Annotated in this window: 22 protein-coding genes and 1 pseudogene; 15 read left to right on the top strand and 8 right to left on the bottom strand. The window is 59.4% G+C overall.

What is annotated here, in order from left to right; all coding sequences use genetic code 11:
• Nucleotides 1-27: 27 nt before the first annotated feature.
• The 3 genes from UIA24_RS13355 to UIA24_RS13345 are packed head-to-tail and all read left to right on the top strand — an operon-like array spanning nucleotide 28 to nucleotide 2,583.
• Complete coding sequence (locus UIA24_RS13355; protein ID WP_099775692.1) at nucleotides 28-330, top strand: ArsR/SmtB family transcription factor; 303 nt, start codon at nucleotides 28-30, stop codon at nucleotides 328-330.
• 13 nt (nucleotides 331-343) lie between these two features.
• A complete protein-coding gene (locus tag UIA24_RS13350; RefSeq protein WP_099775693.1) occupies nucleotides 344-1,513 on the top strand; it encodes an MFS transporter in 1,170 nt (389 codons plus the stop codon).
• A 20-nt stretch (nucleotides 1,514-1,533) separates the two neighbouring features.
• Nucleotides 1,534-2,583, top strand: coding sequence for an alkene reductase (locus tag UIA24_RS13345; RefSeq protein ID WP_099775694.1), 1,050 nt, complete (start codon nucleotides 1,534-1,536; stop codon nucleotides 2,581-2,583).
• 107 nt (nucleotides 2,584-2,690) lie between these two features.
• Here UIA24_RS13345 and UIA24_RS13340 read toward each other — a convergent pair whose 3' ends face one another.
• The 3 genes from UIA24_RS13340 to UIA24_RS13330 all read right to left on the bottom strand — a co-directional run bounded on the left by UIA24_RS13340 (nucleotide 2,691) and on the right by UIA24_RS13330 (nucleotide 5,536).
• Nucleotides 2,691-3,512 (bottom strand): ATPase, encoded by an 822-nt coding sequence (locus UIA24_RS13340; RefSeq protein WP_102052615.1) that lies wholly within the window; start codon nucleotides 3,510-3,512, stop codon nucleotides 2,691-2,693.
• Between the two features lie 88 nt (nucleotides 3,513-3,600).
• Nucleotides 3,601-4,596 carry an NAD-dependent epimerase/dehydratase family protein gene (locus tag UIA24_RS13335; RefSeq protein WP_065761066.1) on the bottom strand — a complete coding sequence of 332 codons (996 nt, stop codon included), beginning with the start codon at nucleotides 4,594-4,596 and terminating at the stop codon, nucleotides 3,601-3,603.
• A 49-nt stretch (nucleotides 4,597-4,645) separates the two neighbouring features.
• Nucleotides 4,646-5,536, bottom strand: coding sequence for a LysR family transcriptional regulator ArgP (locus UIA24_RS13330; RefSeq protein ID WP_099775696.1), 891 nt, complete (start codon nucleotides 5,534-5,536; stop codon nucleotides 4,646-4,648).
• Nucleotides 5,537-5,670: 134 nt separating this feature from the next.
• Here UIA24_RS13330 and UIA24_RS13325 point away from each other — a divergent pair, with 134 nt between their 5' ends.
• From UIA24_RS13325 to UIA24_RS13275, 11 genes are all read left to right on the top strand, one after another.
• Complete coding sequence (locus UIA24_RS13325; RefSeq protein WP_330523039.1) at nucleotides 5,671-6,270, top strand: LysE/ArgO family amino acid transporter; 600 nt, start codon at nucleotides 5,671-5,673, stop codon at nucleotides 6,268-6,270.
• A gap of 190 nt (nucleotides 6,271-6,460) precedes the next feature.
• A complete protein-coding gene (locus UIA24_RS13320; RefSeq protein WP_065761069.1) occupies nucleotides 6,461-7,057 on the top strand; it encodes a superoxide dismutase in 597 nt (198 codons plus the stop codon).
• A gap of 282 nt (nucleotides 7,058-7,339) precedes the next feature.
• Nucleotides 7,340-9,391: a putative bifunctional diguanylate cyclase/phosphodiesterase gene (locus UIA24_RS13315; RefSeq protein ID WP_099775698.1), complete on the top strand. Its 2,052-nt coding sequence runs from the start codon at nucleotides 7,340-7,342 to the stop codon at nucleotides 9,389-9,391.
• A gap of 138 nt (nucleotides 9,392-9,529) precedes the next feature.
• The gene (locus UIA24_RS13310) at nucleotides 9,530-10,861 is read left to right on the top strand and encodes an imelysin family protein (RefSeq protein ID WP_102052614.1); all 1,332 of its coding nucleotides are present in this window, start codon (nucleotides 9,530-9,532) and stop codon (nucleotides 10,859-10,861) included.
• Nucleotides 10,862-11,164: 303 nt separating this feature from the next.
• A complete protein-coding gene (locus UIA24_RS13305) occupies nucleotides 11,165-11,647 on the top strand; it encodes a hypothetical protein (RefSeq protein WP_330523038.1) in 483 nt (160 codons plus the stop codon).
• Between the two features lie 25 nt (nucleotides 11,648-11,672).
• Nucleotides 11,673-12,056 carry a hypothetical protein gene (locus tag UIA24_RS13300; protein WP_330523037.1) on the top strand — a complete coding sequence of 128 codons (384 nt, stop codon included), beginning with the start codon at nucleotides 11,673-11,675 and terminating at the stop codon, nucleotides 12,054-12,056.
• 194 nt (nucleotides 12,057-12,250) lie between these two features.
• Nucleotides 12,251-13,669, top strand: coding sequence for a di-heme oxidoreductase family protein (locus UIA24_RS13295; protein ID WP_330523036.1), 1,419 nt, complete (start codon nucleotides 12,251-12,253; stop codon nucleotides 13,667-13,669).
• Nucleotides 13,670-13,684: 15 nt separating this feature from the next.
• Nucleotides 13,685-14,749, top strand: coding sequence for an imelysin family protein (locus UIA24_RS13290; protein ID WP_065758946.1), 1,065 nt, complete (start codon nucleotides 13,685-13,687; stop codon nucleotides 14,747-14,749).
• Between the two features lie 2 nt (nucleotides 14,750-14,751).
• Nucleotides 14,752-15,849 carry a DUF1513 domain-containing protein gene (locus UIA24_RS13285; protein ID WP_330523035.1) on the top strand — a complete coding sequence of 366 codons (1,098 nt, stop codon included), beginning with the start codon at nucleotides 14,752-14,754 and terminating at the stop codon, nucleotides 15,847-15,849.
• Between the two features lie 126 nt (nucleotides 15,850-15,975).
• Nucleotides 15,976-17,127, top strand: coding sequence for an efflux RND transporter periplasmic adaptor subunit (locus UIA24_RS13280; RefSeq protein WP_330523034.1), 1,152 nt, complete (start codon nucleotides 15,976-15,978; stop codon nucleotides 17,125-17,127).
• 13 nt (nucleotides 17,128-17,140) lie between these two features.
• Nucleotides 17,141-20,194 (top strand): multidrug efflux RND transporter permease subunit, encoded by a 3,054-nt coding sequence (locus UIA24_RS13275; RefSeq protein WP_330523033.1) that lies wholly within the window; start codon nucleotides 17,141-17,143, stop codon nucleotides 20,192-20,194.
• Between the two features lie 59 nt (nucleotides 20,195-20,253).
• Here the strand turns inward: UIA24_RS13275 and UIA24_RS13270 are convergent, their stop codons facing one another.
• The 5 genes and pseudogenes from UIA24_RS13270 to colR form a co-directional block, all read right to left on the bottom strand.
• Nucleotides 20,254-20,472: a hypothetical protein gene (locus UIA24_RS13270; RefSeq protein WP_065758942.1), complete on the bottom strand. Its 219-nt coding sequence runs from the start codon at nucleotides 20,470-20,472 to the stop codon at nucleotides 20,254-20,256.
• Nucleotides 20,472-20,567, bottom strand: a pseudogene (locus UIA24_RS13265) (lipopolysaccharide kinase InaA family protein); the annotation flags it as partial. The gene UIA24_RS13270 and the pseudogene UIA24_RS13265, both read right to left, overlap by 1 nt.
• A gap of 58 nt (nucleotides 20,568-20,625) precedes the next feature.
• A complete protein-coding gene (locus UIA24_RS13260) occupies nucleotides 20,626-21,309 on the bottom strand; it encodes a class I SAM-dependent methyltransferase (protein WP_065758941.1) in 684 nt (227 codons plus the stop codon).
• Nucleotides 21,310-21,430: 121 nt separating this feature from the next.
• On the bottom strand, nucleotides 21,431-22,741 hold the full coding sequence (locus UIA24_RS13255; RefSeq protein ID WP_065758940.1) for a sensor histidine kinase: 1,311 nt from the start codon (nucleotides 22,739-22,741) through the stop codon (nucleotides 21,431-21,433).
• On the bottom strand, nucleotides 22,731-23,414 hold the full coding sequence (gene colR / locus UIA24_RS13250; protein ID WP_065758939.1) for a two-component system response regulator ColR: 684 nt from the start codon (nucleotides 23,412-23,414) through the stop codon (nucleotides 22,731-22,733). Before colR ends, UIA24_RS13255 begins: the two co-directional genes overlap by 11 nt.
• A gap of 226 nt (nucleotides 23,415-23,640) precedes the next feature.
• Between colR and UIA24_RS13245 the strand changes: the two genes are divergently transcribed.
• Nucleotides 23,641-24,384: a phosphatase PAP2 family protein gene (locus UIA24_RS13245; RefSeq protein WP_099775706.1), complete on the top strand. Its 744-nt coding sequence runs from the start codon at nucleotides 23,641-23,643 to the stop codon at nucleotides 24,382-24,384.
• Nucleotides 24,385-24,501: the final 117 nt, after the last annotated feature.

Raw genomic sequence — 24,501 nt, 5'->3', positions numbered from 1 at the left:
TACCGTTACCCCTCATGAGCCACCACCATGCCCCTTGATCTCGACGAAATAATAAAAGCCCTGGCCCATCCAGTACGGCGAGAAATCCTCAACTGGCTGAAAGACCCACACGTACAGTTTCCCGATCAGCAGCACAGCACCGAATACGGTGTCTGCGCAGGACAGATCGATCAACGCTGCGGGTTGTCGCAGTCAACCGTGTCGGCGCACCTGGCAACCCTGCAACGCGCCGGGCTAATCAGCAGCCAGAAGATCGGGCAGTGGCATTTCTTCAAACGCAACGAGGACACCATTCAGGCGTTCCTCAAGCAAATGAGCCAAGAGCTCTGACAAGGACCTTCGCATGCCCCTTCCCTTACTGATACTGGCGCTGAGCGCGTTTGCTATCGGCACCACCGAATTCGTCATCATGGGCCTGCTGCCCGATGTCGCTGCCGACCTGGGCGTCTCGATTCCCGGCGCTGGCTGGCTGGTCACCGGCTACGCCCTGGGCGTGGCAATCGGCGCACCGTTCATGGCTCTGGCCACCGCCAGGTTGCCACGCAAGGCAGCCCTGGTTGCCCTTATGGGTATTTTCATCATCGGTAACCTGCTGTGCGCACTGGCCAGTGATTACAACGTGCTGATGTTCGCCCGTGTGGTCACCGCCCTTTGCCATGGCGCGTTCTTTGGTATCGGCTCGGTAGTGGCGGCGAACCTTGTACCGGCCAATCGTCGCGCGTCGGCTGTGGCCTTGATGTTTACCGGCCTGACACTGGCCAACGTCCTCGGCGTGCCCCTGGGCACAGCGTTGGGCCAGGTAGCGGGCTGGCGCTCGACCTTCTGGGCCGTGACCCTGATCGGTGTCGTCGCCTTGTTTGGTCTGATCCGCTTCTTGCCCAACAAGCATGATGAAGAAAAACTCGACATGCGCTCGGAAATGGCAGCGCTCAAAGGTGCGGGTATCTGGCTGTCGCTGTCGATGACCGTACTGTTCTCCGCGTCGATGTTTGCCCTCTTCACCTACGTCGCACCGCTGCTCGGTGATGTCACCGGCGTCAGCCCGCGAGGCGTGACCTGGACCCTGCTGCTGATCGGCCTGGGCCTGACCGTAGGCAATGTTCTGGGCGGCAAACTGGCTGATCGCCGTTTGGCGGCCACCCTTGTGGGCGTGTTTGCAGCCATGGCGCTGATCAGCACGGCGCTGTCCTGGACCAGCACCGCCTTGATCCCTGCCGAAATCACCCTGTTTCTCTGGGCCACCGCCGCTTTCGCCGCCGTACCGGCCTTGCAGGTCAACGTAGTGAGCTTCGGCAAGGCCGCGCCAAACTTGGTATCGACCCTGAATATCGGCGCCTTCAACCTGGGCAATGCGCTCGGCGCCTGGGTCGGTGGCACGGTCATCGACCAAGGCCTGGGGCTGACCCGTGTGCCTCTGGCTGCTGCCGCACTGGCGGTTATGGCCCTGATCGTCACCCTGATTACTTTCCGCCAGAACGGCGACAACGCCGAACTGGCACCTGCCACCCACTGATTGCAACGAGGTCTACGTAAATGACGACGCTTTTCGACCCCATTACCCTCGGCGATCTGCAATTGCCGAACCGTATCATCATGGCTCCGCTGACCCGCTGCCGGGCGGACGAAGGCCGCGTACCCAATGCGCTGATGGCCGAGTACTACGTGCAGCGGGCCAGCGCCGGGCTGATCCTCAGTGAAGCCACCTCAGTGACGCCCATGGGCGTCGGCTACCCGGACACACCCGGTATCTGGTCCAATGATCAGGTCCGTGGCTGGACCCAAATCACCAAGGCCGTACATGCGGCCGGCGGTCGGATCTTCCTGCAGCTGTGGCATGTCGGACGCATTTCCCACCCCAGCTACCTGAATGGTGAAGCACCGGTGGCACCGAGCGCCATTCAACCCAAAGGCCATGTCAGCCTGGTACGGCCAATCAGCGAGTTCCCGACCCCTCGAGCGCTGGAGACCGCAGAGATTGCCGACATCATCGAGGCCTATCGTACCGGTGCCGAGAATGCCAAGGCGGCGGGCTTCGACGGCGTCGAGATCCATGGTGCGAATGGCTACCTGCTCGACCAGTTCCTGCAGAGCAGCACCAACCAACGTACCGACCAGTACGGCGGCTCACTGGAAAACCGCGCACGGTTGATGCTGGAAGTCACCGATGCAGTGATCGAGGTCTGGGGGGCAGAACGTGTCGGCATGCACCTGGCGCCACGCGCCGATGCCCATGACATGGGCGACGCGAACCGTGCCGAAACCTTCACCTATGTCGCCCGCGAGCTGGGCAAACGGGGTATCGCCTTCATTTGCTCACGGGAAAAAGAGGCTGATGACAGCATCGGCCCGTTGATCAAAGCCGCGTTTGGTGGTCCTTACATCGTCAATGAGCGCTTTGACAAAGCCTCTGCCAGCGCAGCCTTGGCCAGCGGCAAGGCAGATGCAGTGGCCTTTGGCATTCCATTCATTGCCAACCCGGACCTGCCCGCGCGCCTGAAAGCCGATGCACCGTGGAATGAACCGCACCCGGAAACCTTCTATGGCAAGGGCCCGGTCGGGTACATCGACTACCCACGGATGTAGTTAACAATACGGAAGCTGCCTGCGATCAAGGCACCCCGCGCCCCAGCAGCGGCAACCGCCCACACAAGGGCAAGGGGCGCAGGCATATGATCCGTTCAACCGCGGCCTCAAGGCCGCGCGTTGATCTGCTGCTGCAGGTTCTGTATCTGGCTTTGCAGCGTATTGATGTTCCGTGTCACCTGGCCACGGAAAGCATCGAATTCAGCCGTAGACGCCCCCGCGCCTGCACTCGCTGCCGGGCGGTGTTCCTGCTCGCTCTTGAGCACAATCAAGTCTTGCTCCAGACGCTCAATCGCCGCGTTTGGATTACCTTGCTTCTTCAGCGCCGCGACTTCAGCCGACAAGCCCTTGAGCTGAGCATCGAGCTTGTCAGACTCGGCCTGAGCAGCCTTCAAGGCAGCCAATTCGGCCGTAACTGCCTTGAGCTGGGCTTGCACCTGAGCATTGGCTGCCTGCTGCTCACTGGCCTGTGCCAGTGCCTGCTCCAGACGCTTGCCCAAATCACCCTGCTGACCGGCGACACCCTGCTGCTGCTTGTGTTGCTCAGCCAGACTGGCCTGCAGTTGCTTGATCTGCAACTTCAGCGCTTCGCTGCCAGTGGTCACGCTGGACTCACTGGCAGCGACCTTGCCACTGATCGCCTGCAGGCGCCCCGCTGCATCTTCGCTGATACGCGCAAAACTCTCCTGGGTGGCAACCAGCTGCTGCTCCATCAATGATATTTGCTGGAAACTCCACCAGCCGAGCCCGGCAAGCGTAATGAAGGACGCCCCCAGCAACGCCCAGAGCGGGCCTGTTGCACCGCCCTTGCGGGCAGGCTGACGCACACCGGCGTGCGGCTGAGCAGCCGGCGTGAAGTCGTCGTGATCACGCGCCTCGGCCCTCAGGCTTGGGACATCATCGAAATCGTCATGGGCATCGTTACGCATGGGTACCTTCAACCGCCGTGATAGCAAATGAGCATTAGTATAAACCGCCCGAGGGCCGCACTGATCGACCACCTGCGAACCGATCGGTTCAGTGGCCGATGTGCTGTGCTTTCCACCAACCACAAAATTCATCCAGCGCCGTCCAAAGGCTGACCGTCGGACGGTAGTCAAGCAAATGCCTGGCTCGGCTGATGTCCAGCGTGAAGTCCTTGTTCATGACCTGCATACCCAGGCGCGACAGGGTCGGCTGTGGGCGACCAGGCCATAGCAGGCAAGCCCCTTCATTCAACGCCGCCAGGCTGTATGCCAGGCCGAACGAGCGGTAGCGTGTCACCTGCGGCACCTGCATCTGCCGCATGACATAATTGATCACGTCCCAGATGGGCAGCGGCTGCCCGTTGCTGATGTTGTACGCCTTGCCCAGCGCCTCATCACCAACATGCAAGGCGCTGAACAACGCCTCGTTGAGGTTCTGCACACTGGTGAAATCGACCTTGTTCAGGCCATTGCCCACAATGGCCAGGCGCCCCTTGCGCTGCATCTGCAGCAGCCGCGGGAAAATGCTGACGTCCCCGGCACCGGTGACAAAGCGCGGACGCAGGGCCAGTACCTCGAGGCCAAACTCTTGCGCCCCGAAGACCTTTTGCTCAGCAAGAAACTTGGTACTCGCATAATGATCATGGAAGCGTCGAGGCACCTGATCTTCGGTGATCCCCATGTGCGACCGACCATCGAAGTAAATCGACGGGGATGACAGGTGCACCAGGCGTCGGACATGCTCCTTCAGACAGGCTTCAACGACGTTCTCGGTGACCACCACATTGCCCTGATGGAAGTCTTGATAGCGCCCCCAGTGCCCCACTGCACCCGCACAATGCACAACGGCATCGACACCTTGGCACAAGCGCCGGGCCAGTTCAGGATCACCCAGATCGCCAGCAATGAACTGCGCACCACGACGTACCAAGTGCTCAACACCCTCAGCGCGTCGGCCGTTGACCCTGACATCCAGGCCTTGCTCAAGCGCATGGCGCGCAAAGCGCCCGCCAATAAAGCCGCTTGCGCCGGTGACCAGAATTCGCATGAACCACTCCGCTTAGAAATATCTCAGATGCTGCAGACGCGAGTCGCGCCTACAACGGCACCAGCCACTGCCGGCTTGTCGTCGCAAGATGCTCAGTCAGTTGCCCAAGCAATTGCCCGCCGTTGCGCCAATGATGCCAGTACAACGGCACATCGATAGGGGTATCAGGAAGTATTTCTACCAGACGACCCGATGCAAGCTGTTCGCGCACCTGCAACTCGGGCACCAGCCCCCAGCCAAGACCGGCCTCGGTCATCCGTAGAAACCCCTCCGAGGACGGGCACAAGTGGTGCATAAACCCCTCCTGGACCCCCAGCGACGCCAGGTAGCGGTGCTGCAGGAAATCGTCCGGGCCGAACACCAATGCAGGCGTGCGTGATAACCGCGTGACCTCAAAGCCATTGGCAAAATGACGCGCCATGAACGCCGGGCTCGCCAACGCCCGGTAACGCATGGCACCCAACAACAAGCTGCGTGCACCGGCCACCGGCCGCTCGCTGCCACATAGGCAGGCGGCTACCTCACCGGCCCGCATGCGCTTGAGCCCGACGTCCTGATCTTCCACCACCATGTCCAGCAACAAGCGTTGCTCAGCACAGAACTCACCCACTGCTGCCGCCCACCAGGTCGCCAGGCTGTCGGCGTTCAAAGCAATACGCAGACGCTCGGGCATGCCCTCCTCGTCCAATGCTGGTACCTGCCGTTGCAGATCGCGCTCCAACAGCCGCACCTGCTGTACGTGGTTGAGTAGACGCCGACCGATCTCGGTCGGGCCCGGCGGTGTGGCCCTGATCAGCACCGGCTGGCCCACCCGGGCCTCAAGCAACTTGATCCGCTGCGAGATGGCCGACTGCGATAAACCCAGCACCTGCGCGGCACGCTCAAAGCCCGCCTGTTCGACCACCGCAGCAAGGGCCGAGAGCAATTTGTAATCGAACATTATTTTTCCTAATGCCAGATCAGCTTTATTTGTTTTTCTTATACAGCTGTTTTGCCCAGAATCACCAGCATCTTCTTTATATCTGCTGCGTGGCCTGACGAGGGGCAACGGCAGTCGTCTGTGGAGTTCTTCCTATGTGGCAAAGTTATCTAAACGGCTTGTTGGTCGCCTTTGGCCTGATCATGGCGATCGGCGCCCAGAACGCCTTCGTTCTCGCCCAAAGCCTGCGCCGTGAACATCACCTGCCGGTGGCCATGCTGTGCGTTTTGTGTGACGCAATCCTGGTGGCCGCTGGCGTCTTCGGCCTGGCGACGGTGCTGGCCCAGAACCCCACGCTGCTGGCAATCGCCCGTTGGGGCGGCGCGGTCTTCCTGATCTGGTACGCCAGCAAAGCGCTGATACGTGCCTGTTCGCAGCAAAGCCTGCAACACGCCGAAGGCCAAGGACAACGCTCGCGCCAGGCAGTACTGCTCAGCGCCCTGGCTGTCACCCTGCTCAACCCGCATGTGTACCTGGACACCGTGCTGTTGATTGGCTCGCTCGGCGCTCAGCAAACCATGCCCGGCGCCTACGTGGCCGGTGCGGCCAGTGCCTCGGCACTGTGGTTTTTTACCCTCGCACTGGGCGCCGCCTGGCTCGCGCCCTGGTTGGCCCGGCCGAATACCTGGCGGATGCTCGACCTCATGGTGGCGGTCATGATGTTTGCGGTGTCCGCTCAACTGATCCTGGGCTGAGACAACATCGCTTAAAACCGGAAGAAGGCTCTGGAACCTCTTTCCCACACACTTGTTGCGTGGTTAAGCCTGGGGTCCGGTGCTATGATCCGGACCCTGCGTCGCAAAGAGTACAGACTCGCCGATGCACTTCCGGCCGCCCGTGATCGGCCTTGCGCTCACCGCAACAGACCTGATTAGGAGAATCACCATGGCTTTTGAACTGCCGCCGCTGCCTTACGCCCACGACGCCCTGCAGCCGCACATCTCCAAGGAAACCCTGGAGTTCCACCACGACAAGCACCACAACACCTACGTCGTGAACCTGAACAACCTGGTGCCTGGCACCGAGTTCGAAGGCAAGACCCTGGAAGAGATCGTCAAGACCTCTTCGGGCGGTATCTTCAACAACGCCGCTCAGGTCTGGAACCACACCTTCTACTGGAACTGCCTGGCACCAAACGCCGGCGGCCAGCCAACGGGCGCCCTGGCTGACGCCATCAACGCTGCGTTTGGCTCTTTCGACAAGTTCAAGGAAGAGTTCACCAAGACCTCCGTCGGCACCTTCGGTTCGGGCTGGGGCTGGCTGGTGAAGAAAGCTGACGGTTCCCTGGCTCTGGCCAGCACCATCGGCGCCGGCAACCCGCTGACCAACGGCGACACCCCGCTGCTGACCTGCGACGTCTGGGAGCACGCCTACTACATCGACTACCGTAACCTGCGTCCAAAGTACGTCGAGGCGTTCTGGAACCTGGTTAACTGGAAGTTCGTTGCCGAGCAGTTCGAAGGCAAAACCTTCACTGCCTGAATGCAACTGCTTTGAAAAAAACCCGGCCTGGCCGGGTTTTTTTTCGCACACTCTACCGCTCTGCGCGCTTGCCGTAGACCGATACCGCGCTAACATCAAGGCGTGGGAAAGTTGTCACCCCACACTAAAGTCGCAAGGCCTTACAACCGATACAGTGACACAAGGATCGCAAACCTCTGACGAAGTAACTCAGAAGATCGAGTAATACGTGTTGAAGGCCGATAGTGGATTGCCAAGATTGATGGCAAAATGATGCCATGCGCATGGATTAAGGAAACCCCATTGAAGCTGGAACTCAAGAACAGCTTATCGGTCAAGTTGCTCAGGGTGGTATTGCTCTCGGCGCTGGTCGTCGGTGTAGTACTTAGCTGCGCGCAGATCGTGTTCGACGCCTACAAGACGCGCCAGGCTGTCGCAACCGATGCCCAGCGTATCCTAGACATGTTCCGAGACCCCTCTACGCAGGCGGTCTATAGCCTCGATCGGGAAATGGGCATGCAGGTCATCGAAGGCCTGTTCCAGGACCAATCGGTGCGGATGGCGTCCATTGGCCATCCCAACGAAACCATGCTTGCAGAAAAGAATCGGCCATTGCAGGAACTGCAAACGCGCTGGTTGACCGACCTGATTCTGGGCCAGCAAAAGACCTTCAAGACACAGCTGATCGGTCGAGGCCCGTACAGTGAGTATTACGGCGACCTGAGCATTACCCTCGATACCGCTACCTACGGCCAGGACTTCATCGTCAGCTCGGTGATCATCTTCATTTCTGGCGTGCTACGCGCTCTGGCAATGGGCCTGGTGCTGTATTTGGTCTACCACTGGTTACTGACCAAACCGCTCTCAAAGATCATCAACCATCTCACTCAGATCAATCCGGACCGCCCAAGCCAACACAAATTGCCGCTGCTCAAGGGGCACGAAAAGAACGAACTGGGTGTATGGGTCAATACTGCCAACCAGTTGCTGGCCTCCATCGAACGCAATACCCACCTGCGTCACGAAGCCGAAAACAGTCTGCAGCGCATGGCTCAGTATGATTTTCTGACCGGGCTGCCAAACCGCCAGCAGTTGCAGCAGCAACTGGACAAGATCCTGGTCGACGCTGGACGCCTGCAGCGTCGCGTAGCCGTACTGTGCGTTGGCCTGGATGACTTCAAGAGCATCAACGAACAGTTCAGCTACCAGGCCGGAGACCAACTGCTACTGGCCCTGGCCGACCGCCTGCGTGCGCACAGTGGCCGTCTGGGAGCCCTTGCCCGGCTCGGTGGTGACCAATTCGCACTGGTTCAGGCCGATATCGAGCAGCCGTACGAAGCCGCCGAGCTGGCGCAAAGCATCCTCGATGATCTGGAAGCCCCTTTTGCACTGGACCACCAGGAAATTCGCCTGCGTGCGACCATCGGCATCACCTTGTTCCCGGAAGATGGCGACAGCACCGAGAAACTGCTGCAAAAGGCCGAGCAGACCATGACCCTGGCCAAAACCCGCTCACGCAACCGCTACCAGTTCTACATTGCCAGCGTCGACAGCGAGATGCGTCGCCGCCGCGAACTGGAGAAAGACCTGCGCGAGGCCCTGCCACGCAACCAGTTGTTCCTGGTCTACCAACCGCAGATCAGCTATCGCGACCACCGGGTCGTCGGGGTTGAAGCGCTACTCCGCTGGCAGCATCCCGAACTGGGCATGGTACCGCCCGACCAGTTCATCCCGCTGGCCGAACAGAACGGCAATATCATCAGCATCGGTGAATGGGTGCTCGACCAGGCCTGCCGTCAGTTGCGCGAGTGGCATGACCAGGGCTTCAGCGAACTGCGCATGGCGGTCAACCTGTCCACCGTGCAACTGCACCACAATGAACTGCCACGGGTGGTCAACAACCTGCTGCAGATCTACCGCCTGCCGCCACGCAGCCTGGAGCTGGAAGTTACCGAAACCGGCCTGATGGAAGACATCAGCACCGCAGCGCAGCACCTGCTGAGCTTGCGCCGTTCGGGCGCGATGATCGCCATTGACGACTTCGGCACTGGCTACTCGTCGCTCAGTTACTTGAAGTCGCTGCCACTGGACAAGATCAAGATCGACAAGAGCTTCGTGCAAGACCTGTTCGAGGATGATGATGACGCCACCATCGTTCGGGCCATCATCCAGCTTGGCAAGAGCCTGGGTATGCAGGTCATCGCCGAAGGCGTTGAGACGGCCGAGCAGGAGGCCTACATCGTTGCCCAAGGCTGCCACGAAGGCCAAGGCTACCACTACAGCAAGCCGCTACCCGCTCGAGAGCTGACCACGTTCCTCAAACAGGCAAGCCGAAGTCAGGTTTCAATCCTCTGACGCGCACGCAAAACGCCAGCGACAAGCATTTGAATATTTATGTATTGCCCCTTTACATCAAATGCAAATCTTTCGCATTATGTTGCAGTTTTGCGTGCACCCGCACACCTGTTCAACTTCTCGACGCAGGAAATCGCCATGATTCGTATGCCTCTGGCCACCGCCAGCCTGTTGGCCATTGCCATCTCTCTCGCCGGTTGCGGCGATAGCAAGGACAAAGCCAGCGCGCCGCAAGCACAGACACCCGCCGCCAGTGCTGCCGCCCCTGCCGCAGGTGCACTTGACGAAGCCGCCAGCAAGGCCGTGATCAAGCACTACACCGAGATGGTCTACGCCGTCTTCAGCGATTCCCTGAGCACCGCCAAAACCCTGCAAGGCGCCATCGACGCCTTCCTCGCCACCCCCAACGACGAAACCCTGAAAGCCGCCAAGGCCGCCTGGGTCGCTGCACGTGTTCCGTACCTGCAGAGCGAAACCTTCCGCTTCGGCAACACCATCATCGACGACTGGGAAGGGCAAGTGAACGCCTGGCCGCTGGACGAAGGCCTGATCGATTATGTCGATGCCAACTATGAGCACGCCCTGGGCAACCCGGGCGGCACCGCCAACATCATTGCCAACACTGAAATCCAGGTGGGTGAAGACAAGGTCGACGTCAAGGACATCACTGCCGAGAAACTGGCCAGCCTGAACGAGCTGGGCGGCTCCGAAGCCAACGTCGCCACCGGCTACCATGCCATCGAGTTCTTGCTCTGGGGCCAGGACCTGAACGGCACCGGCCCAGGTGCGGGTGCACGTCCGGCATCGGACTACCTGGAAGGTAAAGGCGCCACCGGTGGCCACAACGAGCGTCGCCGCGCTTACCTCAAGGCCGTCACCCAACTGCTGGTCGATGACCTGGAAACCATGGTCGGCAACTGGAAGCCAGGTGTTGCTGACAACTACCGTGCCACCCTCGAAGCCGAGCCGGTTACCGATGGTTTGCGCAAGATGCTGTTCGGCATGGGTAGCCTGTCGCTGGGCGAGCTGGCCGGCGAGCGCATGAAGGTATCCCTGGAGGCCAACTCCCCTGAAGACGAGCAGGACTGCTTCAGCGACAACACCCACTTCTCGCACTTCTACGATGCCAAAGGTATCCGTAACGTCTACCTGGGCGAGTACACCCGAGCCGACGGTACCAAGCTGACTGGCCCTAGCCTGTCATCGCTGGTAGCCAAGGCCGATCCAGCAGCCGACGCTACGCTCAAGGCCGACCTGGAAGCCACCGAGGCAAAACTGCAGGTCATCGTTGACCATGCCGCCAAAGGCGAACACTACGACCAGCTCATCGCCGCTGACAACGCTGCCGGTAACCAGATCATCCGTGATGCCATTGCCGCCCTGGTCAAACAGACCGGCGCCATTGAGCAGGCAGCCGCCAAGCTGGGGATCAATGACCTGAAACCAGACACCGCCGATCACGAATTCTGATCAGTCGTCCAGCGCTCCGTTGTAAACCACATGCCCGATGCCTTGCGTCGGGCATGTTGCGTTATATAACTTGAACTTCACACACCGCCACTAAACCCCGCACGTTTGCCTCGCCAATAACCCCCCTATCAAACATCCCTCCTCCTACACGTTACTGTCCAACGTTCGCATTGTTATCACCTATTCAGAGTGTTCAACTCTACGGATCAGCTGTGCACAGAAATGACAGTTTATAAAACATGAACACCGGAAGTTCTTCCATCTCCATATATCAATATAGAGACACTCAAGGAGCGTGCCCTGATGAAAATACTCGACATCTGGGGAGAAGGCCGAATCATTGACAAAATATCTGACACCGTCTTTATCACCGGTTTTACGGATGCAGACAACATCAATAAAGATGGCCAAAAGATATCCAACGGCCCGGATACAGGAAAGGAAATACCCCGCCTTATTCCCGTGAATGATTATGACCACCCCATTTTTCCACTCGCAGAAGACCAGTACCCCTGCGAAACACTGATGGGGGCTCCTATAACCGTGGGCGCCGCCCAGGAAATGTGCAGGGTACTGAGCGCGCCGGGTGGCAAAGTGTACCTCTATGACCCTGCCGAGCCCTTCAGAAAGGCCTTTGAAACAACGGCACGCGGTCACGGACTCTCCCTTGAAGGACGCTATTCACCTGAAGAACTTCCTTCCCCGCTAAACGAAATAACCATGCACGCCGTCTATGTGTATGGCCAAGCAACAGAGCCCCGCCCGAACCCCAACATTGAACTTTGAACCTACCCGGAAACTGGAGCAATTTATGGCGAGCGTCAGCATTCTGCGATCCATCGCAAATAATACCCCGTACACCTTGTCCATTCGCAATGGCGAAAGCAAAAGCGATCTGTTTTCCATCGGCGCACAATCTGCATGGAACGGCTGCATGAACGTACCGTGGATCGGAAAGGTCTCAGAAAACTATAAAGCCATTGAACTGGTCATGGGTGCTAAAGCCGAGACAACGCTGTGGCTGTTTCAAGATTACTGGGAACCGGCCCATGAAAATGCGGTTAAATATTTATTCGGCCCTGAAATGGACTATACGGGCGGCACCCTGGAAGTGCCGGGAAACAACCGGGGTGGCGGCAACCATAACCTGATCATCAGTCTGGAGGGCAATCGTTTTACCTTGAAGATGATGTAAAACCGCAGCGTATCCCGCGCTTCGGCATTACAGCCCGCCAAGCACCGCTACCGGCCTTCGGGTCGGCAGCGCCCTCTCCCACATGAGCCGCCACGCGCAAAATTTCATCAAGCAAACGCAAATCCCTCTTATTCAACAAGCGGATAGCCTGCTAAGCTTGCGAGCCGGTTTTTGCTCGCGCCTCAGGATTTCAGATGTCCTCGTTGCTTCGCTGCCTTTCTCTCCTGCTCTTGGTACTGCCGCTGGCAGCCTGTGACGACGCCCCGCGCTTCACTCAGGCTGAGCCAGGGGAAGCCATGGGTGGCGGCACATCGACGGTCAACAAGCACGACAAAAATGCCTTTTCGATGGCCTCCGCCAACCTGACAGCGAGCCGACAACTGGACTTCAGTGTCGGCAACAGCTTCTTCCGCAACCCTTGGGTAATTGCACCGTCCACAACCACCGCTCGTGACGGCCTGGGCCCCCTGTTCAACACCAATGCCTGCCAGAACTGTCACATCAGGGACGGTCGCGGTCACCCTCCTGGGCCAGATGCCAAAAGCGCAGCCTCGATGCTGGTGCGCCTGTCGATCCCGAATGCAACAGAATATCTGCAGGTCATCGAACGCCTGGGTGTCGTACCCGAACCGGTCTATGGCGGACAGTTGCAGGATATGGCTGTGCCTGGGGTTGCACCCGAAGGCAAAGTACGGGTGGAGTACACACCACACAGCGTCACTTTCACAGACGGCACCACGGTCGAGCTGCGCAAGCCAACGCTGCTTATCAGCCAACTTGGCTACGGGCCAATGCATCCCGACACACGTTTCTCCGCACGTGTCGCACCGCCGATGATTGGCCTCGGTCTGCTGGAAGCCATTCCGGAAGAGGCCATCCTGGCCAACGCCGATCCCTACGACAGCAACGGTGACGGCATCCGAGGCTATGCCAATCAGGTGTGGGACGATGCCCAGGGTAAAACCGTCATGGGCCGCTTTGGCTGGAAAGCCGGGCAACCGAATCTCAACCAGCAAAACGTGCACGCCTTCTCCGGCGACATGGGCCTGACCACCCGCCTGCGCCCGATAGACGACTGCACACCGACACAAACCGACTGCCTGAATGCCCGCCAAGACCGTGGTGAACCGGAGGTCAGCGATAACATTCTGCGTTTGATGTTGTTCTATACCCGCAATCTGGCAGTGCCCGCACGCAAGGATGTCGACTCACCACAGGTGTTGGCCGGCAAGAACCTGTTCTTCGAAGCCGGTTGCCAACGCTGCCATATCCCGACGTTCACCACCTCGGCAAACGCCGCGGAGCCGGAACAGGCCAACCAGGTGATCCGCCCGTATACCGACCTGCTGCTGCACGACATGGGGCCGGATCTGGCGGACGATCGCAGCGAGTTTGCCGCCGGTGGCCGCGACTGGCGTACCGCACCGCTGTGGGGCATCGGCATGACCGAAACAGTCAGTGGCCACACCCAATTCCTGCACGACGGCCGGGCGCGCAACCTGCTCGAAGCGGTGCTTTGGCACGGCGGCGAAGCAAAGGCCGCCCAACAACACGTCTTGACCTTCAATGCAGAGCAACGCGCCGCGCTGCTGGCATTCCTGAACTCACTCTAGCCATAGGAGCCGGGCATGTTCCGTCCCAAACTGTTATTTACCAGCCTCGCCGCCCTAGCGCTGGGCGCCTGCTCGCCGCAGGATCCGCAAGCGGTCACTTCCGCAGCGATTGCCAAGCAAGTGATCCTGCCCACCTACAGCCGCTGGGTCGAAGCCGACCGTCAGTTGGCCGTCAGCGCGCTGGCCTTCTGCGAAGGCAAGAACAGCCTGGAAACCGCACGAGCTGACTTCCTTCACGCCCAAAAGGCCTGGGCAGAGTTGCAACCACTGCTGATCGGGCCGCTGGCCGAGGGCAACCGCGCCTGGCAGGTGCAGTTCTGGCCAGACAAGAAAAACCTGGTAGGACGCCAGGTAGAACAACTGATCAACAGTGACAAGCCGATCGATGCCAGCACCCTCGCCAACTCCAGCGTCGTGGTCCAGGGGCTCTCGGCTTACGAGTACATCCTGTTTGACAGCAAGCCGGACACCGCCAATGCCGAGCAGAAAGCCCGCTACTGCCCGCTGCTGGTTGCCATCGGCGAGCGTCAGAAAGCCCTGGCCGAAGAAATCCTGAAGGGCTGGAACAAGAACGACGGCGTGCTCGCACAGATGACCAAGTTCCCGAACCAGCGCTATGCCGACTCTCACGAAGCGATTGCCGACGTGCTCCGCGCCCAGGTCACTGCGCTGGACACCCTGAAGAAAAAACTCGGCACGCCGATGGGTCGCATGAGCAAGGGCATCCCGCAGCCACTGCAGGCAGAAGCCTGGCGTAGCCAGTCGTCGCTGAAGAGCCTGCATGCCAGCCTCAGTGCTGCACAGACAGTATGGGCCGGGGTCGACAATCAAGGGCTGCGCAGCCTGCTCGGCAGCGACCAGAAGGCCCTTGCCGACAAGATCGACGCTGCCTATGCGGCATCGCTGAAGCTGTTGGCCGACACGCCGAAGCCCCTTGGCGAGCTGCTGGAAGATGAAGCCGGTCGTGAGCAGTTGAACGCAATCTATGACAGCCTGAACGCCGTCCACCGCCTGCACGAGACTGATCTGGCCAAGGCGCTGGGCATTCAATTGGGCTTCAACGCCAACGACGGTGACTGATCATGTTGCGACGTCAGGCTCTGAAAGTCGGTAGCGCGGTGCTTGCTGCCCTCACGCTAGGCGGATGGACCCTGTTCCAGAACAAGCGTCAGCAGCCCCTGCTGCTCTCGGCCCGCGACGATAGCGACGGCAACCACTACGCCGTCGGCTACCGCCTGGACGGTAGCCAGGTATTCGCGACCCAGGTCGGACAGCGTTGCCACGACATCATCAATCACCCTGAACTGCCCATCGCCCTGTTCGTGGCGCGTCGACCCGGTACCGAGAGCTATCTGGTCGACTTGCGCGACGGCCGCCTGCTGCAAACCGTCACCTCACAGCCGAACCGTCATTTCTATGGCCACGCGGTGATTCACAAGGGCGGTGAATGGCTGTATGCCACCGAGAACGACACCACTGATCCGGGGCGGGGTGTACTTGGGGTCTACCGATTCGAGGGCGAACGGCTGCAGCACAGTGGCGAGCTGCCCACCCACGGCCTTGGCCCGCATCAGGTGTCCTGGCTACCCGATGGTGAAACCCTGGTGGTCGCCAACGGCGGTATTCGCACCGAAGCCGAAAGCCGCGTCGAGATGAACCTCGATGCCATGGAACCCAGCCTGGTGTTGATGCACCGCGACGGCACCTTGCTGAGCAAGGAAACCCTGAGCCAGCAAATGAACAGCGTTCGTCACCTGGCCGTTGCCAGCGACGGCACGCTGGTCGCCTGTCAGCAGTTCATGGGCGACGCTCACGAGACTGCTGAACTGCTGGCGATCAAACGCCCAGGGCAGCCCTTCCAGCCATTCCCCGTGGCGCAGGCACAGTTGCAGTCGATGGCGAACTACACCGCCAGTGTCGCGGTACACAGTGAGTTGCGACTGGTTGCACTGACCGCACCTCGGGCCAACCGCCTGTTCATCTGGGATCTGGACACGGGTGCAACGCGCCTGGATGCCCCGATGCCCGACTGCGCCGGTGTTGGTGCAGTCGCAGACGGTTTCGTCGTCACCTCGGGCCAGGGCCGCTGCCGGCTCTATGATTGCCGCAAGGCAGAACCGGTCGGCCAACCGTTGCAGTTGCCGCCCGGGCTTTGGGACAACCATCTGCACCTGACTTGAGTAGCATCAAGGGGAAATGGACTTCCCTGCATTAGGCAAAGGCGTAATATTCGACAACACTGCACAACAGTGAGCAGGTGTTCGTCAGTGCTGTGCCTGCCTGTCTAGCCTCCAAGGAAATGGAATATGCTGCGCCGCCGCATGCTGATCATGTTGGGTGTCGTGTTGCTGATTGTGCTGATTCTGGGAGGCTACAAAGCCTTCAGTATCTATCAGCAAATTCAGCAATTCAGCGCGCCAAGACCTCCCGTGAGCGTAGCGGCGACTGCCGCGCGCGAACAGCTCTGGCAGAGTCGACTGCCCGCAGTTGGCAGCCTCAAGGCGTTTCAGGGGGTCAATCTGAGCCTGGAGACCGCCGGTACGGTCAAGACCCTGCTGTTCGAGTCAGGCCAGCGGATCAGAGTAGGCCAGCCCCTCTTGCAGCTCGACAGCGACGTGGAAAGCGCCTTGCTGGGCACCGCGATGGCGGACCTCGGGCTGGCGCAGGTCGAGTATGGACGCGGCAGCCAGCTGATCGACAGTCAGGCAATCTCCAAAGGCGAGTTTGATCGCCTCGCAGCACAACTGCTGCGCAGCAAAGCCGTGGTCGCCCAGCTCAAAGGTTCCTTGGCGAAAAAGACAATCCTTGCGCCGTTCAGCGGTACCATTGGTATCCGCCAGGTCGATATCGGCGACTACCTGCCCAGTGGCACAGTGATCGCCACCCTTCAGGACCTGAGCAGCCTGTACGCGGACTTTTACGTGGCCGAACAGGCGTTTCCCAAACTGGGCATCGGCCAGCAAGTACTGGTCAGCGTTGCAGCCTACCCCAACCAGACGTTCCCTGGCGCCATCAGCGCTATCAACCCCAAGGTTGAAGACAGCACCCGTAATGTACAGGTCCGCGCCACCCTGGCGAACCCCGATGGCAAGCTGTTACCCGGCATGTTCACCAGCCTGCAAATACTGCTGCCCAACCCGCGCACGGAAGTGGTCGTCCCTGAGACTGCGGTCACCTACACCCTGTATGGCACATCGGTGTACGTCGCAGTGCCCAAGACCGCCGAGGACGGCGAGCCACAAAAGACTCCTGACGGCCAACCGGTGTGGGTGGCAGAGCGCCGTTTCATTGAAGCCGGCGAGCGCCGTGAAGGCCTGGTGGTCATCGCCAAAGGCGTTAAGGCAGGTGAACAGGTGGTGACGGCCGGTCAGCTGAAACTCAGCCAAGGCGCCCTGATCACCGTCAGCCCGGACAAGACCCTGACGGGCGAGCCGGCCACCTCGCCACGCGTCGATTGATCAAGGAACCTTCATGGCCTTAACCGATCCGTTCATTCGCCGCCCTGTTCTGGCCAGTGTGGTCAGCCTGCTGATCGTCCTGCTCGGCTTCCAGGCCTGGAGCTCGTTGCCGATCCGTCAGTATCCGCAGATGGAAAACGCCCTGATCACGGTGACCACCGCCTACCCCGGCGCCAACGCGGAAACCATTCAAGGCTACATCACCCAGCCCATGCAGCAGAGCCTGGCAAGCGCAGAGGGTATTGACTACATGACCTCAGTGAGCCGGCAGAATTTCTCGGTGATCTCGATCTACGCCCGAATCGGCTCGGACAGTGACCGGATGTTTACCGAACTGCTGGCCAAGGCCAATGAGGTAAAGAACAAACTGCCTCAAGATGCCGAAGACCCGGTCCTGAGCAAGGAGGCCGCTGGCGCCTCAGCGCTGATGTACATCAGCTTCTACAGCAGCGAACTGAGCAACCCGCAGATCACCGATTACCTGTCACGGGTGATCCAGCCCAAGCTGGCAACATTGCCGGGCATGGCTGAAGCAGAGATCCTCGGCAACCAATTGTTCGCGATGCGCATCTGGATCGACCCGGTCAAACTCGCCGGCTATGGCCTGAGCGCCAGCGATGTGACTGACGCAGTACGGCGCTACAACTTCCTTTCTGCGGCGGGCGAAGTCAAAGGCGAATACGTAGTCACCAGTATCAACGCCAGCACTGAGCTCAAGTCGGCCGAAGCCTTCGCCGCCATCCCGCTGAAAACCATGGGCGATAGCCGGGTGCTGCTGCGCGATGTGGCCCGGGTGCAAATGGGCGCGGAGAACTACGATACGGTCAGCTCTTTCGATGGCACCCCGTCGGTCTACATCGGCATCAAGGCGACGCCAGCGGCCAACCCGCTGGATGTCATCAAGGAAGTGCGCAAACTGATGCCGGAACTGAACAGCCAGTTACCGCCCAACCTGAAAGCCTCCATCGCTTACGACGCCACACTGTTCATCCAGGCCTCGATCAACGAAGTGATCAAAACCCTGGCGGAGGCCGTACTGATCGTGATCGTCGTGGTCTTTCTGTTCCTCGGGGCGCTGCGTTCGGTGCTGATTCCGGTCATCACCATTCCATTGTCGATGATCGGCGTACTGTTTTTCATGCAACTGATGGGCTACTCAATCAACCTGCTGACCCTGCTGGCCATGGTGCTGGCGATTGGTCTGGTGGTGGATGATGCCATTGTCGTTGTGGAAAACATCCACCGGCACATTGAAGCTGGCGAGACGCCCTTGGAGGCCTCATTGGCAGGGGCGCGAGAAATTGCGATCCCCGTGGTCTCGATGACCATCACGCTGGCAGCGGTGTACGCGCCGATTGGCTTTTTACAAGGCCTTACCGGCGCACTGTTCAAAGAGTTCGCCTTGACCCTCGCTGGCGCCGTGATCATCTCCGGGATCGTCGCCCTGACCCTGTCGCCCATGATGTGCTCAATGCTCCTGCGCCATGAAGCCAACACCCACGGCCTGGCCTATCGCCTCGACCAGCTATTTGAACGCCTCAAGCAGCGTTACCAGAAAATCCTCCACGGCACACTCAACACGCGCCCCGTAGTGTTGGTGTTTGCCGTGATCGTCCTGTGCCTGATTCCGGTGCTGCTGATGTTCACCAAGAAAGAGCTGGCACCGGACGAAGACCAAGGCATCGTGTTCATGCTGGCCACCGCACCACAGCCAGCCAACCTGAACTACCTGAATGCCTACACCGACGAATTCATAAACATTTTCAAGGCATTCCCGGAGTACTACTCATCCTTCCAGATCAACGGCTTCAACGGGGTGCAGTCAGGCATCGGAGGTTTCCTGCTAAAGCCCTGGAATGAGCGGGAGCGAACCCAAATGGCACTATTGCCAGAGGTTCAGGCAAAGCTCAACCAGATCAGTGGCCTGCAGGTCTTCGGCTTCAACCTGCCATCACTGCCCGGTACGACCCAAGGTTTGCCTTTCGAGTTCGTCATCAACACCCCGAACGATTACGCATCGCTGCTGCAAGTGGCCGAGCAGGTAAAAACACGCGCCGAGGCCACCGGCAAATTTGCCTTTCTCGACATCGATCTGGCCTTCGACAAGCCCGAAGTCGTCGTCGATATTGATCGGGCCAAGGCCGCACAAATGGGGGTGACCATGGCCACGCTAGGGAGCACACTCGCGACCTTGCTGGGTGAGGCTGAGATCAACCGGTTCACCCTTGAAGGACGCAGCTACAAGGTCATTGCCCAGGTCGAGCGCGCCTACCGTGACAACCCTGGCTGGCTGAACAACTACTACGTCAAGAATGAACAAGGGCAAATGCTGCCTCTGTCGACGCTGATAACCGTCAGCGACCGCGCACGACCGCGCCAACTGAATCAGTTCCAACAGCTGAACTCGGCCATTATCCAGGGCGTACCGCTGGTCAGTATGGGGGAGGCCATCGAAACCGTACGCAACATCGCCCGCGAAGAAGCCCCCGCCGGCTATGCCTTTGACTACAGTGGCGTTGCACGGCAATTCATCCAGGAGGGCTCGGCACTGTGGGTCACCTTTGGCCTGGCGTTGGCCATCATCTTCTTGGTACTGGCAGCGCAGTTCGAGAGTTTCCGCGACCCTCTGGTCATTCTGGTGACAGTCCCGCTATCAATCTGCGGCGCACTGATTCCGCTGTTCCTTGGCCTGTCGAGCATGAACATCTATACCCAGGTCGGGCTGGTCACCTTGATCGGCCTGATCAGCAAACACGGCATCCTGATCGTCGAATTCGCCAATCAGTTACGTCGGCAAAATGGCTTGTCGGTACGAGAAGCCATCGAAGAAGCCGCTGCGATTCGCCTGCGCCCGGTACTAATGACCACTGCCGCGATGGTCTTTGGCATGGTGCCCTTGATTCTGGCCAGCGGCGCCGGGGCGGTCAGTCGCTTCGACATCGGCACCGTGATTGCCACCGGCATGTCGGTGGGAACCCTGTTCACGCTCTTTGTCCTGCCCTGCGTCTACACCCTGCTGGCCAAGGCGGACGCTCCGGCAGGGGTCGGGGACTCACAACCAACCTGAATAGCCCATAATCAAAAGCCCCGTCGTTGACGAGGCTTTTCAGGTAACCCAAAACAGGATCAGCTTTGGGGTCGAAGCCCTTGCCTCAAGCCGAACAACAACAGTAGCAAGTCGTGATCGGGCGTGGCCACGACCCGATCCTTGACAACATGTGGCGTAGGGCAGTGGGCCGTGTCGCTGAGGATACCAGGGCCGGGTTCATCCCACGCGGCTGCCGCAGCGGTGGCTATTGCCAGACCACCCAGGAAGAACAGACCTCGAGCAATTTCTAGTTTCATTACTCTAAACCTTTGACAGCGCTGCCAAACACCCTGAGGTAAAAATAGAGCAGCTTTTGCCAGTCTGCGTTGCGCCACGACGAATGGTGACGCAACTATGTGATCGTTGTAGGCGGCCAAACGGCTGCCGTGGCGGTGACAGGCAGGCGCCTCCTAGCCTTTACGCAGCACGTAAACGCGCCACATGGCGTAGAACGGCAAAAAATCCAACCGTTCCTGAATGCGGAATCCTGCTTCGACGAACTCCTGCTCCACCGTGGCAGCAGGCAGCACAAAGCGATTCTGGCGAGCCTCTTCTGAACCTGTTTTCGCCAAGCGACGTGCTTCCAGCTTTTTACGTCGCCAGGCTTTGAAGTTGCCATCGACCCAGAGCGAGAGGATCACGCTGTCACGGGAGACACGTTGAAACTCGGAGAGAATGACCTTGCGGTGCGCCGCTTCACCAACCTGCTGAAAGAGTCGCATACAGAAAATGCTGTCGACGGCATTGTCGGGCAAGTCGATGTTGAATGCAGAGGTCTGCAGGGTGCGCACACGCTCGACGACACCGGCCGGTTGCGACGTGCGAGCGGTTTCAAGCATCGCTTCCGAGTTGTCGGCGCCGAGGATCACACGATTGTTTTTTTCCGCCAGCAACGGCCAAAAATGCCCGGCACCACACGGCAGATCAAGCACAAGACCCGGCTCCCCCGACAGCGCCAGCGCACGACGCGCCAACTGTTCATCACGCTGGTGGGACAGACGGCGCGCCAACCCATCTTGATGCTTGAGAAAGCAATCCTGAGCCTGTTGCTGATCGTGCTTCTCGGAAAACTCGAGCTTGATGGGACTGCGCATTCTGCCTCTCCTGACTCCATTGGCGCCCACCTTATTCAGGTGAGCGTTGGCGTCAGGTCATGCGGATGTGAAAAAAACGTTAAACACGTTCACACCAACTTCATCCTGTTTCAGGACGGGGTTAGCCGATGATCTCATCCCGATCAGTCAATTGACTTCGACCATGGCTCAGATCGACATGGAAGCGACAGCCATTGGGTGTCATGGCCGTGAGGCTGACAATCCAGCACTGGTCATCACAGATCCGCTGTACCAATGACAACCCCAACCCCAGCCCCTCACCACGCTTTTCTCCACCGCGTACAAACGGCTGGAACATGGCTTCACGCTGCTCTTCAGGAATGCCCACGCCACTGTCTTCAACCATGAACCCGGAGGGCTCCAAGGTTAAGCGAATGAAACCGCGTTCAGTGTAATGCGCCGCATTACGCAGCAGATTGCCCATCACCGCCTGCAGAAAGGTTGCATTGTAGAGAACCGATCCCGCAGCGCCTGCGCTGTAGTACAACTGCAGGCCTTTCTGTTCAATGGTGTCGCGCCACACCCCCAGCAGGTCATCAGCGACTTCTTTCAGGGTCGCCTGCGAGGCAACGGCCCCCTCATCACGCTGAGCCCGAGCCAACATCAGGAAGGTTTTGACCAACTCACGCATTTCCTCGCTGGCCCTGGCGATACGCTCGACCTGCGCCCTTGCGCGGTCGTCGAGCTTCGTGTTTTCCAGCAGCAATTCGCAGGACGTGGCCAGCACCATCAAGGGTGTACGCAACTCATGACTGACATCGCTGGTGAACAGGCGCTCACGGGTCAACGCATCGCGTAATCGGCCCAAGGTGGCATCGAATGCCACCGCCAGTTGCCCGACCTCATCCGCGGCATAATCCGGAGCCAGAGGCGGTGCGAGGCCCAACAATTGATCGCGGTGACGAACCTGACGAGCCAAACGGATCACCGGCGCCATTACCTTGCGCGCCAACACCCAGCCCAGGAACACCGCCAGCGCCAGGCTCAACACAAAGCCGACCACCACGACGGCAAAAAGCACACGCTCGCGCTCTTCGAAATCACTTTGATCCTGCAACAGGACATAGCGACGACCATCTACGATCTCGACCATCGCGTGATACGACAGTTGATCACGAAAGACCTCATGAAACCCCGGGTCCAGGTGCCTGAGATCCTTGGGCAAGGCAAAGTCATCGCGCCCGCCGCTGAAGTAGAACAGTTGATCTGGCCGCGGCCTGTGGCTCCAGTCACTCACGCTGTCCATCAACAACAACCGCTGCAGATCGCCACCCAATACGGCAGAGATCAAACGCTCTTCGACCAGATGTACTGTCGCCACAATACCGAAAGCGAACGCTCCCGCGACCAAGGCGCTCATCAAGGCAAAGGCGATGATGATCCGCTGCGCCAGGCTTTGCTTAAACTCCATCGCGGCCCTCGGCCATGCGGTACCCCACACCATGTACCGTGTGCAGCAATGGCTTGTCGAACGGCTTGTCGATCACCTGGCGTAGTTGATGAACGTGGCTACGCAGGCTATCACTGTCAGGACAGTCATCCCCCCAGAGCGCCTCTTCAAGCACTTCGCGGCGCAACACATGGGGGCTTTTTTGCATGAGTACGGCAAGCAATTTCAGGCCGACCGGGTTCAACTTGAGCAAGCGCCCTTGGCGCGTGACCTCAAGCGTGTCCAGGTCATAACTCAAATCACCGACTTGCAGGCTGCGGCGTCCGCCACCCTGAGCACGACGCAGCACCGCCTCAATACGTGCGGCCAACTCCGACAGGGCAAATGGCTTGAGCAGGTAATCGTCGGCGCCCGAGCGAAAACCCTGCAGACGGTCGTCAAGTTGGTCACGGGCGGTGAGCATGATCACCGGCGTGTCGCGCCGGGCATCCTCGCGCAAGCGCTTGCATAGCGTGTAGCCGTCAATACCGGGTAACATAATGTCGAGCACAATCAGGTCATAGTGTTCGGTCGCCGCCAGGTGCAAACCCGAGAGGCCGTCCTGGGCACAATCGACCGTGTAGCCCTTGAGGCCAAGGTAATCTGCCAGATTGGCCAGAATATCGCGGTTGTCTTCAACCAATAGAATTCGCATGGGTATCCCCCGTTCACTGCATTTGCCTGCTTGGCAGGCGCAGCTTAAGGCCATCGCTCACGTACTGCCAGATCAGAACAGATTTATCACTGGTTAACGTTTTTTTCACCGAGTATTCACAGACTACGCACCCCCCTCCACAGAAAATCGCCGGTCGCTACGTCAAGCCTATACCCGGCTCGGGCTTGCCGACCGGGACTGTCCATTTTGTTTGCCAGGACCTGTCATGCCTGAAGCCCACATCCGCCCACCATCGCGCCCCATCAACGCCTGGCTGTACCTCGGCCTTCCCCTTTTAGTCGCCACCGCCCTGCTCCTTCTGGAACTGACCAGCCTGGACATGAACATTGCCAAGTGGGCCTATGACCCTGTGGCAGGCCAGTTCATCGGACGACACAGCTTCTTTCTTGAAGACATCCTGCATGATCGGGCCAAACAAGTTGTAATCGTCTTGGGATTGGCAGCGATTGTCGGGTTTATCGCCAGCCTGCTGCTGAAGAAACTCAACCCCTGGCGCCGCGAACTGGGTTGCCTGGTAATGGCAATGGCCGTGTCTACCAGCTTTGTAACCCCGCTCAAGGCAGTAACCGCTGTGCAGTGTCCTTGGAGCCTGCAGGAATTCGGCGGCAAAGAGACCTACAGCGAACTGCTCAGCCCACGCCCAGCAACGGACAAACCCGGACGCTGCTGGCCAGGCGGCCATGCGGCCACTGGTTTTACCCTGTTCGCACTGTTCTTCGTGCTCCGTGATCGACGCCCACGCATGGCACGGGCAGCACTGTGGTTTGCCTTTGGGCTGGGTACCGTGTTTTCAGTCGGGCGTATGCTGCAAGGCGCGCACTTCTTCTCGCACAACGTCTGGACTGCCGTGTTCTGCTGGTTGATCAGCCTGGGCTGCTACTACGCCGTGCTGTACCGCAGACCGGCCACCGCTGAAGTGCCTGCACCGGCAACAGTCCAAACCCGATAAGCGGATTACCCTACAGGGGATGTGTTCAAGCAGTGTGATCCAACTGCAGCGAACACACTGACCTACCGCTACCTTCGCAGGTAGGCCCTGTGGCAGCGATATCCCCGTAAAACAAAA

The sequence above is a fragment of the Pseudomonas sp. AL 58 genome (assembly GCF_036348395.1).
Taxonomy (GTDB): Bacteria; Pseudomonadota; Gammaproteobacteria; order Pseudomonadales; family Pseudomonadaceae; genus Aquipseudomonas; species Aquipseudomonas defluvii.
The sequence above is the reverse complement of the archived record's forward strand: the minus strand, read 5'-3'. Positions and strand labels throughout refer to the sequence as shown.

Coding starts and splice junctions, on each gene's coding strand:
- UIA24_RS13340 (WP_102052615.1), bottom strand. CDS start 3,512: ATGCGTAACGATGCCCATGACGATTTCGATGATGTCCCAAGCCTGAGG.
- UIA24_RS13255 (WP_065758940.1), bottom strand. CDS start 22,741: ATGGAGTTTAAGCAAAGCCTGGCGCAGCGGATCATCATCGCCTTTGCC.
- UIA24_RS13335 (WP_065761066.1), bottom strand. CDS start 4,596: ATGCGAATTCTGGTCACCGGCGCAAGCGGCTTTATTGGCGGGCGCTTT.
- UIA24_RS13325 (WP_330523039.1), top strand. CDS start 5,671: ATGTGGCAAAGTTATCTAAACGGCTTGTTGGTCGCCTTTGGCCTGATC.
- UIA24_RS13260 (WP_065758941.1), bottom strand. CDS start 21,309: ATGCGCAGTCCCATCAAGCTCGAGTTTTCCGAGAAGCACGATCAGCAA.
- UIA24_RS13350 (WP_099775693.1), top strand. CDS start 344: ATGCCCCTTCCCTTACTGATACTGGCGCTGAGCGCGTTTGCTATCGGC.
- UIA24_RS13295 (WP_330523036.1), top strand. CDS start 12,251: ATGTCCTCGTTGCTTCGCTGCCTTTCTCTCCTGCTCTTGGTACTGCCG.
- UIA24_RS13285 (WP_330523035.1), top strand. CDS start 14,752: ATGTTGCGACGTCAGGCTCTGAAAGTCGGTAGCGCGGTGCTTGCTGCC.
- UIA24_RS13245 (WP_099775706.1), top strand. CDS start 23,641: ATGCCTGAAGCCCACATCCGCCCACCATCGCGCCCCATCAACGCCTGG.
- UIA24_RS13320 (WP_065761069.1), top strand. CDS start 6,461: ATGGCTTTTGAACTGCCGCCGCTGCCTTACGCCCACGACGCCCTGCAG.
- UIA24_RS13270 (WP_065758942.1), bottom strand. CDS start 20,472: ATGAAACTAGAAATTGCTCGAGGTCTGTTCTTCCTGGGTGGTCTGGCA.
- UIA24_RS13330 (WP_099775696.1), bottom strand. CDS start 5,536: ATGTTCGATTACAAATTGCTCTCGGCCCTTGCTGCGGTGGTCGAACAG.
- UIA24_RS13275 (WP_330523033.1), top strand. CDS start 17,141: ATGGCCTTAACCGATCCGTTCATTCGCCGCCCTGTTCTGGCCAGTGTG.
- UIA24_RS13280 (WP_330523034.1), top strand. CDS start 15,976: ATGCTGCGCCGCCGCATGCTGATCATGTTGGGTGTCGTGTTGCTGATT.
- UIA24_RS13290 (WP_065758946.1), top strand. CDS start 13,685: ATGTTCCGTCCCAAACTGTTATTTACCAGCCTCGCCGCCCTAGCGCTG.
- UIA24_RS13345 (WP_099775694.1), top strand. CDS start 1,534: ATGACGACGCTTTTCGACCCCATTACCCTCGGCGATCTGCAATTGCCG.
- colR (WP_065758939.1), bottom strand. CDS start 23,414: ATGCGAATTCTATTGGTTGAAGACAACCGCGATATTCTGGCCAATCTG.
- UIA24_RS13355 (WP_099775692.1), top strand. CDS start 28: ATGCCCCTTGATCTCGACGAAATAATAAAAGCCCTGGCCCATCCAGTA.
- UIA24_RS13305 (WP_330523038.1), top strand. CDS start 11,165: ATGAAAATACTCGACATCTGGGGAGAAGGCCGAATCATTGACAAAATA.
- UIA24_RS13300 (WP_330523037.1), top strand. CDS start 11,673: ATGGCGAGCGTCAGCATTCTGCGATCCATCGCAAATAATACCCCGTAC.
- UIA24_RS13310 (WP_102052614.1), top strand. CDS start 9,530: ATGATTCGTATGCCTCTGGCCACCGCCAGCCTGTTGGCCATTGCCATC.